Annotated in this window: 16 protein-coding genes and 3 pseudogenes; 15 read left to right on the top strand and 4 right to left on the bottom strand. The window is 65.4% G+C overall.

All coding sequences use genetic code 11. The annotated features are described in order from the left end of the window. The first annotated feature begins 111 nt into the window (after positions 1-111). The 7 genes from groL to ON20_RS23540 all read left to right on the top strand — a co-directional run bounded on the left by groL (position 112) and on the right by ON20_RS23540 (position 6,930). A complete protein-coding gene (gene groL / locus ON20_RS23570; RefSeq protein WP_040838928.1) occupies positions 112-1,737 on the top strand; it encodes a chaperonin GroEL in 1,626 nt (541 codons plus the stop codon). Positions 1,738-1,973: 236 nt separating this feature from the next. Beyond that, complete coding sequence (locus tag ON20_RS23565; protein ID WP_040838926.1) at positions 1,974-2,192, top strand: type II toxin-antitoxin system VapB family antitoxin; 219 nt, start codon at positions 1,974-1,976, stop codon at positions 2,190-2,192. Continuing rightward, complete coding sequence (locus ON20_RS23560) at positions 2,189-2,605, top strand: PIN domain nuclease (RefSeq protein WP_040838646.1); 417 nt, start codon at positions 2,189-2,191, stop codon at positions 2,603-2,605. The genes ON20_RS23565 and ON20_RS23560 overlap by 4 nt, the downstream gene beginning before the upstream one ends. 1,258 nt (positions 2,606-3,863) lie before the next feature. Continuing rightward, the gene (locus ON20_RS23555) at positions 3,864-4,496 is read left to right on the top strand and encodes a TetR/AcrR family transcriptional regulator (RefSeq protein WP_040838644.1); all 633 of its coding nucleotides are present in this window, start codon (positions 3,864-3,866) and stop codon (positions 4,494-4,496) included. A 104-nt stretch (positions 4,497-4,600) separates the two neighbouring features. After that, on the top strand, positions 4,601-5,461 hold the full coding sequence (locus tag ON20_RS23550; protein ID WP_040838924.1) for an alpha/beta hydrolase family protein: 861 nt from the start codon (positions 4,601-4,603) through the stop codon (positions 5,459-5,461). Between the two features lie 599 nt (positions 5,462-6,060). Further along, positions 6,061-6,261, top strand: a complete 201-nt coding sequence (locus ON20_RS23545; protein ID WP_218002598.1) for a hypothetical protein — start codon at positions 6,061-6,063, stop codon at positions 6,259-6,261. A gap of 9 nt (positions 6,262-6,270) precedes the next feature. Next, positions 6,271-6,930 (top strand): hypothetical protein, encoded by a 660-nt coding sequence (locus tag ON20_RS23540; RefSeq protein ID WP_040838641.1) that lies wholly within the window; start codon positions 6,271-6,273, stop codon positions 6,928-6,930. Between the two features lie 127 nt (positions 6,931-7,057). On the opposite strand, the gene ON20_RS41275 is transcribed toward ON20_RS23540, so the two are convergent. The 3 genes and pseudogenes from ON20_RS41275 to ON20_RS41265 form a co-directional block, all read right to left on the bottom strand. Continuing rightward, positions 7,058-7,216 carry a zinc ribbon domain-containing protein gene (locus ON20_RS41275; RefSeq protein WP_498043798.1) on the bottom strand — a complete coding sequence of 53 codons (159 nt, stop codon included), beginning with the start codon at positions 7,214-7,216 and terminating at the stop codon, positions 7,058-7,060. A 17-nt stretch (positions 7,217-7,233) separates the two neighbouring features. After that, positions 7,234-7,638: pseudogene (locus tag ON20_RS41270) on the bottom strand (RNA-guided endonuclease TnpB family protein); the annotation flags it as partial. Between the two features lie 142 nt (positions 7,639-7,780). Further along, positions 7,781-8,281 carry a helix-turn-helix domain-containing protein gene (locus tag ON20_RS41265; RefSeq protein WP_245547426.1) on the bottom strand — a complete coding sequence of 167 codons (501 nt, stop codon included), beginning with the start codon at positions 8,279-8,281 and terminating at the stop codon, positions 7,781-7,783. Between the two features lie 156 nt (positions 8,282-8,437). Here ON20_RS41265 and ON20_RS23530 point away from each other — a divergent pair, with 156 nt between their 5' ends. Beyond that, positions 8,438-9,685 (top strand): MFS transporter, encoded by a 1,248-nt coding sequence (locus ON20_RS23530; RefSeq protein WP_040838640.1) that lies wholly within the window; start codon positions 8,438-8,440, stop codon positions 9,683-9,685. Here ON20_RS23530 and ON20_RS23525 read toward each other — a convergent pair. Beyond that, a complete protein-coding gene (locus tag ON20_RS23525) occupies positions 9,645-11,729 on the bottom strand; it encodes a prolyl oligopeptidase family serine peptidase (protein WP_040838921.1) in 2,085 nt (694 codons plus the stop codon). The genes ON20_RS23530 and ON20_RS23525 overlap by 41 nt on opposite strands. Before the next feature lie 266 nt (positions 11,730-11,995). Here ON20_RS23525 and lpdA point away from each other — a divergent pair, with 266 nt between their 5' ends. The 7 genes and pseudogenes from lpdA (at position 11,996) to ON20_RS23495 (ending at position 17,162) form a co-directional block, all read left to right on the top strand. Then, on the top strand, positions 11,996-13,396 hold the full coding sequence (gene lpdA, locus ON20_RS23520) for a dihydrolipoyl dehydrogenase (protein WP_040838639.1): 1,401 nt from the start codon (positions 11,996-11,998) through the stop codon (positions 13,394-13,396). Positions 13,397-13,490: 94 nt separating this feature from the next. Then, the gene (locus ON20_RS23515; RefSeq protein ID WP_051163160.1) at positions 13,491-13,889 is read left to right on the top strand and encodes a hypothetical protein; all 399 of its coding nucleotides are present in this window, start codon (positions 13,491-13,493) and stop codon (positions 13,887-13,889) included. A gap of 113 nt (positions 13,890-14,002) precedes the next feature. After that, positions 14,003-14,119: pseudogene (locus ON20_RS40650) on the top strand (polysaccharide deacetylase family protein); the annotation flags it as partial. A gap of 30 nt (positions 14,120-14,149) precedes the next feature. Further along, positions 14,150-14,308: pseudogene (locus ON20_RS39130) on the top strand (oxidoreductase dimerization domain-containing protein); the annotation flags it as partial. A gap of 254 nt (positions 14,309-14,562) precedes the next feature. Continuing rightward, positions 14,563-15,348: an ADP-ribosyltransferase gene (locus tag ON20_RS23505; protein ID WP_040838636.1), complete on the top strand. Its 786-nt coding sequence runs from the start codon at positions 14,563-14,565 to the stop codon at positions 15,346-15,348. A gap of 263 nt (positions 15,349-15,611) precedes the next feature. After that, positions 15,612-16,454 (top strand): patatin-like phospholipase family protein, encoded by an 843-nt coding sequence (locus ON20_RS23500; protein ID WP_040838635.1) that lies wholly within the window; start codon positions 15,612-15,614, stop codon positions 16,452-16,454. A gap of 12 nt (positions 16,455-16,466) precedes the next feature. Beyond that, positions 16,467-17,162, top strand: a complete 696-nt coding sequence (locus ON20_RS23495) for a polysaccharide deacetylase family protein (RefSeq protein WP_040838634.1) — start codon at positions 16,467-16,469, stop codon at positions 17,160-17,162. The last annotated feature ends 104 nt before the right edge of the window (positions 17,163-17,266 follow it).

Raw genomic sequence — 17,266 nt, 5'->3', positions numbered from 1 at the left:
GACACCCCGGTCGTCCGTCGCGGGCACCGAGCCTGGCCAAGCGAAGCTGGGGTGACCCGACAGGGCGGTCACTCTATGTGTCAGCCTCATTACTTGGAGGATCTCACCGCAATGGCCAAGACAATTGCGTACGACGAAGAGGCCCGTCGCGGCCTCGAGCGGGGCCTGAACAGCCTTGCCGACGCGGTCAAGGTGACGCTGGGCCCGAAGGGTCGCAACGTCGTTCTGGAGAAGAAGTGGGGCGCCCCCACGATCACCAACGATGGTGTGTCCATCGCCAAGGAGATCGAACTCGAGGATCCCTACGAGAAGATCGGCGCCGAGCTGGTCAAGGAAGTCGCCAAGAAGACCGACGATGTCGCGGGCGACGGCACCACCACCGCCACCGTGCTCGCCCAGGCGCTGGTGCGCGAGGGCCTGCGCAATGTCGCGGCCGGCGCGAACCCGCTGGGCCTGAAGCGCGGTATCGAGAAGGCCGTCGAGGCCGTCACCGCCAAGCTGCTCGACACCGCCAAGGAGGTCGAGACCAAGGAGCAGATCGCCGCCACCGCCGGTATCTCCGCGGGCGACGCGTCCATCGGTGAGCTGATCGCCGAGGCCATGGACAAGGTCGGCAAGGAAGGTGTTATCACCGTCGAGGAGAGCAACACCTTCGGCCTGCAGCTGGAGCTCACCGAGGGTATGCGCTTCGACAAGGGCTACATCTCGGGTTACTTCGTCACCGACCCGGAGCGTCAGGAAGCGGTCCTCGAGGACCCGTACATCCTGCTGGTCGGCTCGAAGGTCTCCACCGTCAAGGACCTGCTGCCCCTGCTGGAGAAAGTCATCCAGGCCGGTAAGCCGCTGCTGATCATCGCCGAGGACGTCGAGGGCGAGGCCCTGTCGACCCTGGTCGTGAACAAGATCCGCGGCACGTTCAAGTCCGTCGCCGTCAAGGCCCCGGGCTTCGGTGACCGCCGCAAGGCGCAGCTGGCCGATATCGCCATCCTGACCGGTGGCGAGGTCATCAGCGAAGAGGTCGGCCTCTCCCTGGAGACCGCCGGTGTCGAGCTGCTCGGCCAGGCTCGCAAGGTCGTCGTCACCAAGGACGAGACCACCATCGTCGAGGGCGCCGGCGACGCCGAGGCCATCAAGGGTCGGGTCGCACAGATCCGCACCGAGATCGAGAACTCCGATTCCGACTACGACCGTGAGAAGCTGCAGGAGCGGCTGGCCAAGCTGGCCGGCGGCGTCGCCGTCATCAAGGCGGGCGCGGCCACCGAGGTCGAGCTCAAGGAGCGCAAGCACCGCATCGAGGACGCCGTCCGCAACGCGAAGGCCGCCGTCGAAGAGGGCATCGTCGCCGGTGGCGGCGTGGCCCTGCTGCAGTCGGCCCCGGCGCTGGACGAGCTGAAGCTGGAAGGTGACGAGGCCACCGGCGCGAACATCGTGAAGGTCGCCCTGTCGGCTCCGCTGAAGCAGATCGCCTTCAATGCCGGCCTCGAGCCCGGCGTGGTCGCCGAGAAGGTCGCCGGCCTGCCCGCCGGCAACGGCCTGAACGCCGACTCCGGCGAATACGAGGATCTGCTGGCCGCCGGCGTCGCCGACCCGGTCAAGGTCACCCGTTCGGCCCTGCAGAACGCGGCCTCCATCGCGGCCCTGTTCCTGACCACCGAGGCCGTCGTCGCCGACAAGCCGGAGAAGAACGCGGCCCCGGCCGCCGACCCGACCGGCGGCATGGGCGGCATGGACTTCTGAGTCCCGCTTCCCGGCAACACCTTTCGAACCGAAGGCCGGTCCACCCTCCGAGGTGGGCCGGCCTTCGGGCATCCCGACATCGGCCTGGGCTTCGGCCTGGTCCATCGTCCGCTGATCGACCTGGCTCCTTCGGCGATCCCCCACGGATACGCCGGTGCGACGAGCACCGCCTCAGTATTGGGATATCCTAGGTGTCTATATCAGATATCGGAGATATCCTGAGGAAATGGGTGATCATGGGATTTTCCAAGACGCCGATCGAAATCGATGACGAAGCGCTGGCGATCGCCGCAGAGGTGCTCGGCACGAAGACCAAGAAGGACACGGTCAATGCCGCTCTGCGCGAAGTCGGCCAACGGCTGGTCCGCATGCGCGCTCTCGCCCGCCTCGGTGAGATGGCCGACCGAGGAGACTTCGACGAATTCCTCGCCAACAAGGCGGCCTACCGCCGGTGACCCCTGCCATCTACCTCATCGATACTTCCGGGCTATTCCGAATTCTCCAGGAACCCCACCGGAAGGCATGGGCCGACCAGCTGGCCGCAGGAGTGATCGCCACCTGCCCGATCGTGGAACTCGAATTCCTGTACTCGTCCCGATCGCTGACCGACCGACTCGAGAAGCGGCGATTACTGCGTGACCTGTTCGGCTGGACCCCGATGCCCGACCGGGCCTACGACCGTGCCGAGGAGATTCAGCAGCTGATGACCGAGCGGGGAACACACCGCTCGGCCGGTCCGGTGGACCTTCTCATTGCGGCGACCGCCGAACACAGCCGGCTCACAATCCTGTGCGAGGACAAGGATTTCGCGGCTATTGCCAGGCTTACCGGGCAACAGGTGGCGTTCGTGACCGGTACTTCCGGCTGACCGCCGAACACTTCGGTCACTCCGACCGTGTTCACTCGGTCTCATCGTGGTAGCGATACCGTTCTTTCTCGGTGCGCAGATACGCGACCGCCGGCACCCGATCCGGGTACGTCACGGCGTGCACGCCGGATGCGCCGCTCTCCAGCGGGTGATGACGCCGTCGACCTCCTGTTGGACACATGGGTCCATCTGTACGGCGAGGTGTATCGAGATTGCGGAGACCTGCGGCGATACGCTCTACTACGCTGCGGTCGTAGCATCGGCCCTCATTCCACAGGCGGAGGGCGGACGCCATCGCGCGGTTGGGCGGCGGCACTTCGACAGGTAGTGCTTCGGCGGCAGGGTCTGCGTGAAACTCGGTCATCGGGATTCGATCCTCAAAATATGGTGCGCTGGTGGTGTATCCACGTCACCACCTGGCGGGAGCTGTGGATACGGTTACGCCGGCTTCAAGGTCTGCTGGGCAAACCGAAGCCGCAGGGCTGAGGACATTGGGGACAACTGCCGCACGTTTGCCAGGTATGAACCCCGAACGAACCGCACCGGCCTCGTGCCGAGCGGGGCCTGAGCCTGCGCGAGTTGGCCGCGCAGACTTATTGCGATCACTCCTGGCGAGAACGATCGCGCCTGTGCGGACCCGCTACAACCCGATGGGGCACGAGACAGTGCGCGCACTGGCGCGTGCGTAGGCACGCAAGGTCGACACCGTGCACGGGTTCGCTGTGTGGTGCGGGATCACCGACCGGCTGCGAGTCGATCCGGCAGGCCCTTGGCGTGGCGGGCGTGAGGAACTCGATCCGGAAGTCGGCGACGTAATTGTCGCGCTGGTCGAGGAAGCAGCGGGTGTATGGAGCCACCATGGGTGGCCAGAGTACAGGGCTCGTAAGGCTCACCGTGGCTCGTGACGCCTGCGTCGAGATTCCGCGCCGGGACATATCGGAGCCGCGCACCCTGTAACGCTCGCCGCGGTCATGCGTATAGCAGAGATAGACGAGGACAACCGGGTGGCCGGTTGCTCCCACTCGTCTCCCGGATCGCCGTATCGTTCCCGGTATTTCATATATTGCAATAAGAAAATTATTCTAGTATTTCCCTCTAAAATAGGGCGCATCGGCGTAGCGGCCGGTATGGTCACATTGGTACGAATACGGCGACCCCATTGCGTCCGGCCGTTTTCGGTTGCGGCGCGGGGTCGTTGCTGCCCGGACAGGCCCGATCGGTGACGAGAAGATCGGGCCATTCTGTATTGTTTGCGTCGATGTCACAGGATGTGAATTCGGGGCGGAAGTACGCCGGACAGCCCGTAGAAGACCGGCAGCGGCAACGGCGTGCGCGTTTTTTGGAGTCCGGGCTGACGATTTTCGCTCGGGACGGCTATGCCAATAGCTCGGTCGGCGCCATCTGCAAGGACGCCGGACTATCGTCGCGTCAGTTCTACGAGGAGTTCACCGGGCGCGAGTCATTACTACTGGAACTGTTCGATCTGATCGATCGCGAGTCCCGGGACGCGGTACTGGCCGCGCTCGACGAGCACGCCGGAGCGAGCGCACGCGAGAACATCACCGCCGCGGTACGGGCCTATGTGCAGTCCATAGGAACCGATCCACGCCGGGCCAGGGTCGCGTTGGTCGAGGTGGTCGGCGCGGGCCCCAAGGCGGAGAAGAGGCGGATGGAATCGCGCCGGGAGTGGGGGGTCCTGCTCACCGGCATCGTCGAGGATGCGGCGAAGCAGGGCGCGATTCCCGCCGGTGACTACGACCTGCGGGCCTTGGCTGTGATCGGCGCGATCAACTATGTGGTCGATGAGTGGAGCGGTGCGGAGCCGCGCCGTCCGATGGACGAGGTCATCGGGGTGCTCAGCCGGGTACTCATGGGTGCCGTCGCGGCCTGACGGCACAACCGAGGTCCGGTGGGGTGGATCGGGTGCACCCGCGCCGACACTCCGCGCGGTTTGTCGGCGTCCGATACCCCGCGGCGCGCATTAGGCTGGGCGTGGTGGAGACGGTCCCGATCCAGATGCCGGATGGCAGCACCGTTCCGGTGCGGCTGGTCTCGGCTTCGGGCGTGCACCGACACCCGGTCACACCCGATACGCCGCGTCCCGTCGTGGTGATGGTGCCCGGCCTGGGCGTGCCCGCCGAGTACTATCTGTATTTCGCTCGTGAGCTGGCCAAACGTGGTTTCGACGTGGCCATCGGCGAACTGCGCGGTAACGGCGACAGCACCCCCAAACCGGATGCCACCAGCAGTTACGGCTACCACGAGCTGGTATCAGTGGATTTCCCGGCGATCTTCGAAGTGGTACGGACCCGTTTTCCCTACAGCACCCCCTACCTGCTGGGGCACAGTCTGGGCGGCCAGCTCGCCGTCATGTACGCGGCCCGGATCCGCGGCCGGCTCGGCGGTCTCATCCTGATCGCTTCCGGCACACCGTATTACCGTGGTTACCGCGGGCTCGTCCGTCCCGGCATGCTGGTCGGTACCGCCGCGGTTTCCCTGACCGCCAACCTCGCCGGCGTCTGGCCCGGCGACCGGCTCGGCCCGGCCGGTTTCGGACGGCAATCCAAGGTGCTCGTCTCCGACTGGGCGCGGCTGGCCCGTACCGGCCGCTTCGTCCCGGTGGGCGCCGATATCGACTACGAGGAACGCATCGCGCGCCTGAAGCTGCCCGTTCTGTCCATCACCATGTCCGACGACGACCTCACCCCACCGTCTTCGGCCCGGCACCTACTGGAGAAGCTGCCCCACGCGGATATAACCACCTGGCACGAACCTGGCGCCCTCGGCCACAATGGCTGGATCCAAGATCCGCGCAGCACCGTCGACCATATCGAGAAGTGGTTGCGCGACCGCTGAGCCGACACGAAGAGCGGCCCTTGCCGGTCGTCTTATGAAAGTCCTTGTGCCACAGTGTTGCTCACGTTAACGTTGACAATGCCGTGATGGCATATTCCGGGGGTGGGGGTGATTGACAATGTCTGAAGCTTACGAAGGTTCCACCGAGACCATGACGATCTCGGCGGCGGTGGGATTCCTAATGACAAGTGTTTCGCGGGCCGGTGTGGACGCCCGCTTCAATGTCTTCTGGTTTGCGCAGACCATAGGCGGGCTAGGTGGGGCCTACCTTCCCTTCGGTCTGGCCCTGCCCGCCGTTGCCGAAATCGGCGCTTCGGCCGGTGAGGCCGCTGCATTGACTTTTTGCGGGCTGCTACCGCGCCTGCTGTTCACCCTGCAGGCCGGTGCGTATGTGGAGAAGTTCGGCAGATGGCGGTCGATGGTCTACGCGAACCTCGCCGAGGTCGCGGTGTGGCTGGGTATGTTCTCGTACACCGGTCGTCTGGGTACGACGACGATGTATGCGCTCTACATCGTCGACTTTCTGTCCGAATCGGCCCGGGTCGTCAATCCGATCGCCTTTCAGAGCCTCACCCCCGTTGTTGGTATCGTCGCCGCGGTTGCGCTCGGCGAATGCCAAATTCGGTGTCTCGGAGTCCGTCGCGCAATTCATCGGCCCGGTCGCCGGCGGCTGGTTCTTCGCCACGATCGGTGGTCACGCATCGTTGGCGGTGGCCATCACAATGGTCGCCTTGCTGACCGTCGTGCTGAGGCTCATCCGGGTAGACGAAGAGCCTTTCCCGCATGTGCGACGGCAGTAGACATGGCGGTTGGTCGTCGCCGGCCTGCGGTATGTCATGGTCGATCCCATTCTGCGATCGATCGCGCCGGCCAATGCGGTCACGAATTGCTTTCTGGCCTATATCTCGGCGATATGGCTGGTGTATCTGGCCCGATCACTGGGTTGGAGTCCCAGTCTGATCGGGCTTGTCGGCGGTGTTGGCGCGCTCGGTGGATCGGTCGGGGGGCCGGTGGCCCTGGGGCTCGGCCGGCGCTGGGGAGATGGGCGTGCGCTGATGTGTTTCGCGGCGATGTGTGCTCCCTGTTACGCCCTTGTGGTTGTTCCGATGTGGGACGAACTGCGGCTTCCGGCGGTGATGATCGGCGTTACCGTGGTGACCGGGTGTCTGGTGGGCTACAACGTCGTGCAGCGGACGATACGACAGCCGGCCGCCGAGGATGACTCACCGGCTCGGGTGAGCGCATCGATGCGGTGGATTTCCGCGGTGGCCGCACCCACCGGAGCGGCCACCGCGGGCGCTGCCGCGGAAACCTTAGGTGTTCGTCCAGCTTTGGCGGTCGGCGTGGGAGGTCTGTTGCTTCCGTGCGTTGTGCTGGGATTCTCACCTTTGTGGGGCTGGAGTTCGACTCCGGACCCGGAGAAAAATGCCGTTACCGTGCCGCGCGGCCATCGGCCGGCAGCGGGGTGAGGAATTCTTGGATGAGCACACCTGCGGTGCCGGTATTGCCGTGTTGACTTCCTCCCCGTCCTGAAGGATGGGGATTCCCTGCCTCACGGCAGAGTGTTCCTGTTTCACCGACGGTTGCCTCCCCGCATCAACTGCGGGGCGGTCTCACACCATCTCCGCAGGCCTCGACGGCCGGCCCGGCCGCAAGAATATTCCTCGCCGCGTTCACGTCCCGATCGTGACAAGCCCCGCACGGGCATTCCCAGTGCGGACGTGCAACGGCATCGCATCGTTGATCCGACCACACACCGAACAGGTTTTCGACGACGGGTAGAACCGGTTCACCGCGACCACGGTGCGCCCGTACCAGTCGGCCTTGTATTCCAGCATCGACCGGAACCGAGACCGACTCGCGTCCGAGATCGCTCGTGCCGGCGAGCGGTTGCGGACCATGTTATGCACACTCAAATCCTCGATGGCGATCACTTGGTTTTCGCGCACCAATCGAGTCGAGAGCTTGTGCAGATGATCGCGGCGACGATCGGTGATCCGCGCATGAATCCGCGCGACTTTCCACCGTGCCTTGGTCCGGTTGGCCGAGCCCTTCTGCTTCCGCGACAACACCCGCTGCGCCTTGGTGAGCCGGGCGCGGTCGCGCTTCTCGTGCCGGGGGTTGGACACCTTCTCCCCGGTGGAGAGCGTGTACAACGACGTGATTCCCGCATCCACCCCCACCGTGGCGTCGGTGGGGCGTGCTCGTGGATCGTTTCCTCGACCAGGATCGAGATGTGGTAGCGGCCCGCCGCATCCTTCGACACCGTGACCTGCGACGGCCGCGCGCCCTCCGGTAGCGGACGCGACCACCGGCTGTTCAGCGGTTCGGCTTGTTTGGCGAGCGTGATCTGCCCGTTGCGGTAGGCGAAGCAGTTCGCGAAGTAGGTGGCCGAGTCCTTCGACTTCCCCCTCTTCCTGAACTTCGGATACCCGCCCTGCTTGCGCCAGAACCTGTCGAACCCGGCTTGCAGATTCCGCGGCGCCGCCTGCAACGGACCCTTGGACGGCCCGGTGAGCCCCGTAGTGTCGGGGTCGCGTTTCCAGGCCGTGAGCATCTTGTCCGACTCGGCATAGGAGATGCGGCGCTGCTCCTGGCGCGGGAACGTTCCGCGAGTGCCCGGTTGTCCACGTACCGGACACACCCGAAGGTGCGGGCGAGCTGGTCGGCTTGTTCGGGAGTGGGATAGAAGCGGTACTTGTATGCTCGCTTGATCACCTTCTCCCCATGGCCGACACGATAGCGCCACGGTTTGTCACCGACTCGAGGCGCTGTCCTGGCCCTGAAGGACCGTGCCTGCGCGCTACGTTCTCCGGTCATCCCGACCGACGAGAGGGTTCGCGCGGCTGAAGCCGTACATCGGAGATGCCCTCAGGAGGCCAAATTACCTGGCGCGAGCCGGCGGCCTCGGCCACAATGACCTGACGCGCGGCACCGTCGACCGCAAATCCGCTGTATGGGGGTTCCATCCGAGACGTGTTCGACACCGCGACCGCGCCGCTGCGGGGCCAGGCCTTCCGCGGGATCTGTATCGGCAGTGCGTGCTCCGCCCTGACCGATGGCATTATCCCCGTCGCGTTCGCGGTGTACTCGGTGCAGCGGTTCGGCGGCTCGGGTGCGCTGTCCGTCGTGCTGGTGAGTTTGTGGGTGGGCCGGTTTCTGTGCGTCCCATTGGCCGGGACGGTGGCGTCGCGATACGACAGATTCGCGGTCATGATCCTCGCCGACCTGGCCCGCATCGGGGCGCAGGCCGGGCTGGCGCTGTTTCTCGTGGTGGCCGGTGATTCGCCGGCCATGGCGGTATCGGCCGCGGGGTACGGTGTCGCCACAGCGTTCTACGGTCCGGCGTCGGCGGCGACATTGCCGGAGATCGTGTCTGCCGAACAGTTGCGCCCGGCAAATGCCATCCTGGCCGTCATCCTGGATATCAGTGTTCTGATCGGGCCGGCGGCAGCGGTGATTCTGTTCGAGGCACTCGGATTCTTCTGGATTCTGTTGCTCGATTCGGCCACCTTCGGCCTGAATATCCTCGCCTTGGTTTATGCGCGCCGGGCGAGGATGTGTAATCCCGGCGCACCGGCCGGGAAAAATCCCGATAAAACATCCGATGATTTCGGGTCGTTTCGGGCGATTGTCGGCCGCGAGCCCTGGCTCGGATGGTCGGTCGGACTGTGGTTCACGGTCTCGTTCGTCATCGGAATGGTGGCGGTGGCGGGACCGACACTCACGGTGGGCGCAAACGGCGGTGCCGGATTGTGGGCGATGCTGACGACGGGTACGGCGGTGGCGAGTCTGGCCGGTTCGCTGTCACTGGTCGCGGCCCTGCGCAGATTCGGTTGGCGTCTTGCCGCCGTGGCCATGACCGGCGCCGTCGCATGTGAAGCCGGGGCGGTCGCCGGCTATTCCGATCGGACCGTGCTCGGCCCGATCGCCCTGTTCGCGGGGTGCGTAATGGCAGGTTTCGCCATATCGGCCGCCGGAATCGTCTGGCAGGCGCTCCTCCAGGCGCGGTTGTCGACGTCCGACCTGGCCCGGTTCGGCTCCGTCGAGGGGTTCGTCAACGCGGTGGGGGTGCCCATCGGCATGACCGCCACCGGGCCGGCATTCGATTCGGTGGGCATCGAATGCGTGGCCGCGGTGGCGGTGGCCGCGCTGCTCGTCTTCGCGTTTCCCGCCGGGCGTCTCACTCCGCCGACGAGCGGTTCTCGATCAGCGTCTGGGTGAAGAACTCGTAGATGAGCGCCGCCTGGAACGCCGACTGTTTGTTGTCGGCGGCGCCGCCGTGCCCGCCCTCGATGTTCTCGTGGTACCAGACGCGATGCCCTTGTTCCTCCAACAGCGCGGCCATCTTACGGGCATGGCCGGGATGGACGCGGTCGTCGCGGGTGGAGGTGGTCAACAGGATCGGCGGGTATCCGGCGCCCGCGCCGGTCGCCATCGCGCGCTGATACGGGGAGTATTTGCCGATGTACTCCCACTCCTCGGGGTTGTCCGGGTCGCCGTATTCCGCCATCCACGACGCCCCCGCCAGTAGCAGATGGTAGCGGCGCATATCCAGCAGCGGCACCTGGCAGACGATGGCGCCGAACAATTCCGGGTAGCGGGTCAGCATGACGCCCATCAGCAGCCCGCCGTTGCTGCCGCCGACCGCCCCCAACTGCGCGGCGGTGGTGATCCCGCGTTCGACCAGGTCGCGGGCAACGGAGGAGAAATCCTCGTAGACCTTGTACCGGTTGGCCTTCTGTACCGAAGTGTGCCATTGCGGGCCGTATTCGCCGCCGCCGCGGATATTGGTCATCACCCAGGTGCCACCCCGTTCCAGCCAGCCCATACCGGACGCACCGCTGTAGGCGGGGGTACGGGACACCTCGAAACCGCCGTATCCGGACATGACGGTCGGCCCGGCGGTGCCGCGGCGATCACGGTGGCGGATCACGAAGTACGGGATCATGGTCCCGTCGTCGGAGCGGGCGAAGAACTGTTCGGTCTCGACCCCCTCCGCGCCGAAGAAATGCGGTTCCTGTTTCAACTGGGTCAGCGGCGACCCCACCGTGCCCGCGAGCAATGTCGTAGGAGTGGTGAAACCGCTGGTGGTGAGCATGAAATCGTCGCCCCCGTCGAGCGGATCGAGATTCAGCACACTGGTGGTGGCCATCGGCGGGGTATCGGCGAGCGGTTCGGTTCGCCAGCCACTCGCGCCTTGCTCCCCCGGGGTGAGGACGTACAGTTTGGTCTGCACATCCTCCAGAGCGACCAGCAGCAGGTGATTCTCGGTCCAGCCGTATCCGTGGAGCGAGGTGTGCTCGTCCGGTGCGAACAGGATCTCGAATTCCCGTTCTCCTGCCAGGAATTCGGGGAATCCGGTGGCCAGCAGGGCGCCGGCCGGGTACGTGGTACCGCCGACCTCCCACGGTGACTTCAACCGCACCAGCAGCCAGTCCTTGTACCAGGATTCGACGGCGTCGGAGGGGATATCGAGATGGACCAGCGAACCGTCCTCGCCGAGGAGATACACCTCCTCGTTGAAGAAGTCGGTGGCCCGCCCGATGTAATGCCGCTCGTATCCCGGTGTCCGGTCGTAGCCGGCCGATACCGCGACATCCTCGGCTTCGCCTTCGAATACCGTTTCCGCCTCGGCGAGCGGAGTGCCGCGCCGCCAGCGCTTGGCGATGCGTGGATACCCGGAATCGGTCAGCGAACCGGGCCCGAAATCCGTGCCGACATACACGGAATCGATATCGATCCACCCGATCTGGGACTTCGCTTCCGGCAGGAAGAAACCACCCGACTCGGGCGCGATGAACTCACGCTTCTCGATGTCGAACTCACGCACCACCTTGGCGTCCGCGCCACCGCGCGACAGGCTGATCAGGGCCCGGGTCTGCTCGGGCCGCAGCACTCCCGCCCCGCCCCATACCCAGTTCTCGCCCTCGGCGGCCGCCACCGCGTCCAGGTCGATCAGCACATCCCACTCCGGCGCCGGGCGGGCGTACTCGGCGAGCGTGGTGCGCCGCCACAGCCCGCGCGGATGGGCGGCGTCGCGCCAGAAGTTGTACAGCCACGGCCCGCGGCGGCCAGGGTAGGCGATCTTGGCGTCGGTATCGAGCATGTCCAGGATGCGGCCGCGCAACGTCTCGAACCGCTCGTTGGAGGCGAACCTCTCCACCACCACCTCGTTGTGGGCCCGGGCGAAGTCCAGCGCCCGGTCGCCGGTCACGTCCTCCAGCCAGAGATAGGGGTCGGTCACGCTCTCCTCGATGCCGTTCATGTCCACATTGTCGCCCAGCCGTGGTCGCCGGCCCGTCGCAGCCCGTGCCCGCTGCGCGGTACGGTCGGCCACCCATCCCGCGCACGTGGTCGGCGGTGGACAGCGGCAACGACTCGGGCGAACGGCCGTTGAAAATCGGAGCTCCGTTCTCCGTGCGGATTCCACCTCGTCCTGGACGCGGACGGGCAGAAGGACGGCCCCGGTGAACCCGCCGGTAGGAGCAGCCGGGTAAGCCGGACCGGACCGACGGAGTTAGGCTCGACACCGTGACTTCCCACTATGATGTCGTCGTTCTCGGGGCTGGTCCCGGCGGTTACGTCGCCGCGATCCGCGCCGCTCAACTCGGCCTGCGAACAGCTATTGTCGAGCAGAAATACTGGGGAGGCGTATGCCTGAACGTGGGCTGCATCCCCTCCAAGGCCCTGCTGCGCAATGCGGAGCTGGCCCATATCTTCACCAAGGAAGCGAAGACGTTCGGTATCACCGGCGAGGCGTCCTTCGACTTCGGTGCGGCGTTCGACCGCAGCCGCAAGGTCGCGGACGGCCGCGTGAAGGGCGTCCACTTCCTGATGAAGAAGAACAAGATCACCGAATACGACGGCAAGGGGACGTTCACAGACCCCAACACCATCTCGGTGGAGCTCACAAAGGGCGGCACCGAGACGATCACCTTCGACAACGTGATCATCGCGACCGGCACCGTCACCAAGCTGTTGCCGGGCACCTCGCTCAGCGCCAATGTGGTCACCTACGAGGAGCAGATCCTCACCCGCGATCTGCCCGGATCCATCCTGATCGTCGGTGCGGGCGCCATCGGTATGGAGTTCGGATACGTGCTGCGCAACTACGGCGTAGACGTGCGGATCGTGGAGTTCCTGGACCGGGCGCTGCCGAACGAGGACGCCGATGTGTCCAAGGAGATCACCAAGGCCTACAAGAAACTCGGTATCACCATCACCACCGGTGCCGCCGTGCAGTCCATCGATGACGACGGTTCCAAGGTCACCGTCGCCATCAAGGACAACAAGACGGGCGCGCTGGAAACCGTCACCGTCGACAAGGTGCTGCAGGCCGTCGGCTTCGCGCCGCGGGTGGAGGGCTACGGCCTGGAGAACACCGGGGTCGTGACCGAACGCGGCGCCATCGCCATCGACGACTACATGCGCACCAACGTGCCGCATATCTACGCCATCGGCGATGTCACCGGGAAACTGCAGCTCGCGCATGTCGCGGAGGCGCAGGGCGTGGTCGCCGCCGAGACCATCGGCGGCGCGGAGACCCTGACGCTCGGCGACTACCGGATGATGCCGCGGGCCACCTTCTGCCAGCCGCAGGTCGCCAGCTTCGGCCTCACCGAGCAGCAGGCCCGCGACGAGGGCTACGACGTGAAGGTCGCGACCTTCCCGTTCACCGCCAACGGCAAGGCACACGGCCTGGGGGATGCCACCGGTTTCGTCAAGCTCATCTCCGACAACACCCACGGTGAGCTCATCGGCGGCCACCTCATCGGCCCCGATGTCTCCGAACTGCTGCCCGAGCTGACCTTGGCGCAGAAGTGGGATCTCACCGTCAACGAGCTGGCCCGCAACGTGCACACCCACCCGACCCTGAGCGAGGCCCTGCAGGAGGCCATCCACGGTCTGGCCGGGCACATGATCAACTTTTGACCAGAGGTTTCTCGACCCGGCGCAGTGGCTGTCACGGCGCCGGGTCGCTTTTTCTCGAAGCGCCCGGGCGAGCGCGGTCCGTTAATCTGGCCGCATGTCCGTGGCGCGTGTGTTCCGGTGGGTGTGGTCGCTCGCGGGAGCCATGTCGACGGCTCTCGTCATCGGTGCGGGCATCGCGGCCGATACCTGGCTCTCACACCACGAGATATGCGAGACGGACACCCAGCCGGAGAACGTCGAATACGACGGGGCGATCTACCACGTGGGAGTGGCGCGGCGGGAGAGTTGGCTGCTGCGGCGTCGGCTCCCCGACGAGGTGTGGGTGAGTCGTGATCCAGGCCTGTCCTACGGTCACGTGGTCGGAGTGGATATAGCCGGGAATTCCACACCGATGATGCGGAGTGTCCAGTGGCGCCCGGACGGGGTGACGGTCCGGTTCGATTCCGGTCATGAGCTCTTCCTTCCCGCGCGGTTGTTCGTGGGCGGCCGGTGAGTATCGGCCGGCGGTGAACGACGCGGTTCACCGACCGCGGATGCCGCTGCGGTCGGGAGCCCTATTTCCTTGTTCGGCCAGATCCACGGCGATATCGCAGTGGTCGGGCACCCATGCTCGCGCCGAGCAGGGTGGTCGCGCTGACGCTGGACGGCCCGAGCGAACGCACCTCACACGTGCTGGGCATCATTGCCACCGCCGGTGTGCCGGCGACGTTCTATCTGAACGGCCGCGACCTGGCCGCTCGGTCGAACTGGTTCGGCCCTGATGTCTGCGAACTGCTGCCCGAGCCGACCTTGGCGCAGAAGTGGGATCTCACCGTCAACGAGCCGGCCCGCAATGTGCACGCCCACCCGACCCCGAGCGAGGCCCTGGAGGAGGCCGTCCACGGTATGGCCGGGCATATGATCAACTTCTGATCGCTGGTCGCCACCCGATCCGACCCGCGCCGAAAGCGTGGGGTCCGATCGGGTTTGCGGTAAACCCCATTGTCGGCAGCTTTTGCGCTGAGATTCGGCTCGGCTTTCGAAACCGAACGAGCAACGATCACGCAAAAGGGACGATTTGAACCGAATTCGGCTACCATTGATGTCTGTTTGTCTGATCGCTCTACCTTCCTGAGGGTTGCAGCGGAGCGGCTACGCGACGAGCGGACGAGGCGGCGAAAGAGCAGGTGCGCGAGCATGAGGTCTTGGCGGCGACGATGCGTGCTCTCGCGCAGCAGCTATCCAAAAACCTGACGACGGCGACAGACCTGCACAAAACGATCGGGGAGCGGCTCAATCTTCCGCTGAAGCGGGTACCGCAACACGCGACCAACCTCGAACACGAGGCCGTAGGCCGGATCCGCGGCGCGGAGCGGCCCGCGAATCTTGTGGTTGCGCCGCCGCGGATTCTCCACACAATCAATGAAACGCGTGAGTATGGGCAGCGGGTATGGGGTAGAGCCATTGCACAACTCACCCCCGCCCAACGGGAACTGTTAGGGCATTACACGGGGGGTTCGGACACTGCCATCAATTCCGCTCTTCGCGGCGAGTATAAATTTTATCAGTCGACTTGGGAACGTATTGAACAGCTGGACGAGATAGTACGGATTCAGCCGGTGACCGAAAGGCTGCAGGTGTGGAAATCCATTCAGTCGGGCCGGCTCGTCCCGGACCGCGATCTTGCCGATATTCGCCCGGGTGACCGTGGGCGATTCAAAGACTACGTGAGTACGGCATTATACCATGATGGGATCAATTCCGTCAAATACTCGCGTGGCCGAGATACTGATCTCGAGGTCGACGTCCCCATTGGTACACCGGCAATATACATCGGCGATTTGTCGTGGATGAATTGGGAAGCGGAACTAATGCTCGGCCGTGATTTGGATTTCGAGTTCACCAAAAGACCGTATCGCGGCGACGACAACAGGTGGGCGTCGGCGATTCGGATCCTTCCGCCTGGCAGCTGAGCGTGAAGCCGGACCGCACGCGCGCTTGGGCCACGGCCCGATAGCGTATTCGTCAAGGAACCATGTACCCTGCCCGACTATCTGTCCGACCACGACCGCATTACCGTCACCTGGGATGTCGAACCGGATTCCGGCCAGAATCCGAGCGTCGACGAGATCATCGCTCGGACGGTCGGGGCCGTGCGGCCCGACTGATCCCTGCTACGGCGGCACCATCACCTCTTCCGCCGCGCGGCCGAGGGCGAGGTCGTTAGGTTGGCCCTATGTCCGATGCGTCGCCGCCCGACTCGCCCCGAACCGCGCTCGTGCTGGGTGGGGGTGGTCCGGTCGGTATCTCCTGGCTGGCGGGGCTGACCGCCGGGCTGCGGGATACGGGAATCGAGCTGTCCACGGCCGATCGGATCGTCGGCACCTCCGCCGGAGCGATTGTCGGTGCGGTACTGGCCGGAGATGGGGACCTGAGCCGTCTGCTGACTCCGGCGCCCCCGGAGCCCGTTCCCGTACAGCGTGAGTTCGGTCCGCTGCTGGAGATCGCCGGCCTCCTGCGCACCCGAGGGCCGGAGCGGGAGCAGGCGATCCGCCGGGCCGCCGAACTGGCGCTGTCGACAGCGACCGGTGACCAGGACGCGCATATCGCTCGAATCGGCTCTCTGATCGGGTTCGCCGACTGGCCCGACCACGACCTGGTGGTCACCTCGGTCGACCTCACCACGGGTGAGTTGCGGCCGTGGACCCGCGCCGGCGAGGCCTCGCTGGTCCAGGCGGTGGCCTCCAGCACCTCCGTGCCGGGTGTGTTCCCGCCGATTCTGATCGATGGGCGCCACTACGTCGACGGCGGCGTTCGTTCGTCGATCAACGCCGACCTCGCCGCGGATGCCGATACCGTGGTGATCCTCGAACCGCTGGCGCATCTTTTCCCACGCACCCGGGCCGATCGCGAACTCGGTGCGGCCCGGGTGATCTCCATCGTTCCCGACGCGGACGCGATCACCGCCTTCGGCGTCGACCTCTTCGCCGGTGCCGCGCTGAGACCCGCCTACGAGGCCGGGGCACGTCAGGCCGGTGTGGCCGCCGCACATCTGAGAGAAGTATTGCCGGGCAACTGATATACAACGGCAATGCGACGGTGGATCATCGGTGTGGCGCTGGGGCTTGTCACGGTTCTGGTGCTGTTTGTGGGTGGGTATCAGTTGATGAACTCGCGGTCCTTCCAGTTGGCCGGGCGATTGGTGGACCGGGTCGACACCACCGAGAAGGTGGTCGCGTTGACACTGGACGACGGGCCGAGCGAACGCGCCCCACACGTACTGGATATCCTCGCCGCCGCCGGTGTGCCGGCGACGTTCTATCTGAACGGCCGTGATCTGGCCGCCCGGCCGGAACTGGGTGCCGCGATCGTGGCCGCCGGGCATGAAATCGGGAACCACACCTATTCGCATCGGCGTATGGTGCTGGTCTCGCGGGATACCGTCGCCGCCGAGGTCGAACGCACCGATGTCGAGATCCGCAAAACCGGATACCGGGGCCCGATCACTTTTCGGCCGCCGTACGGCAAGAAACTGTGGGCGCTTCCCCGCTATCTGTCCGACCATGACCGGACGACGGTCACCTGGGATGTGGAGCCGGAGACCGCCGGGGCGTCGGCGGACGATATCGTCGCCGCCACTGTCGAGCGGGTGCGTCCCGGGTCGATCATTTTGCTGCACACCATGTACGGCAGCGGTGCGGCGTCGCGGGCGGCCATTCCGCGGATCGTCGCCGAACTCCGGGCCGACGGCTACCGATTCGTCACGGTTTCCGAGCTCCTCGGCTGACTTCGTGCGGTGTGCGGGCTACGGGAACACGTGCCGTGCGGGTAGGTTCGGGACGCGGACCGCGCCCGCACGCGGCGGGTTCGGTATACATCGCTGGAGAGGTG

The organism is Nocardia brevicatena NBRC 12119, from assembly GCF_000308495.1.
Classification (GTDB): domain Bacteria; phylum Actinomycetota; class Actinomycetes; order Mycobacteriales; family Mycobacteriaceae; genus Nocardia; species Nocardia brevicatena.
This window is presented reverse-complemented; position numbering and strand designations above follow the sequence as displayed.

Excerpts from the sequence above, each read along its gene's own strand:
- ON20_RS23495 (WP_040838634.1), top strand. The coding sequence starts at position 16,467 with ATGCGACGGTGGATCATCGGTGTGGCGCTGGGGCTTGTCACGGTTCTG.
- ON20_RS23525 (WP_040838921.1), bottom strand. The coding sequence starts at position 11,729 with ATGAACGGCATCGAGGAGAGCGTGACCGACCCCTATCTCTGGCTGGAG.
- ON20_RS23515 (WP_051163160.1), top strand. The coding sequence starts at position 13,491 with ATGTCCGTGGCGCGTGTGTTCCGGTGGGTGTGGTCGCTCGCGGGAGCC.
- ON20_RS41265 (WP_245547426.1), bottom strand. The coding sequence starts at position 8,281 with ATGACCGGAGAACGTAGCGCGCAGGCACGGTCCTTCAGGGCCAGGACA.
- ON20_RS23500 (WP_040838635.1), top strand. The coding sequence starts at position 15,612 with ATGTCCGATGCGTCGCCGCCCGACTCGCCCCGAACCGCGCTCGTGCTG.
- ON20_RS23555 (WP_040838644.1), top strand. The coding sequence starts at position 3,864 with ATGTCACAGGATGTGAATTCGGGGCGGAAGTACGCCGGACAGCCCGTA.
- ON20_RS23565 (WP_040838926.1), top strand. The coding sequence starts at position 1,974 with ATGGGATTTTCCAAGACGCCGATCGAAATCGATGACGAAGCGCTGGCG.
- groL (WP_040838928.1), top strand. The coding sequence starts at position 112 with ATGGCCAAGACAATTGCGTACGACGAAGAGGCCCGTCGCGGCCTCGAG.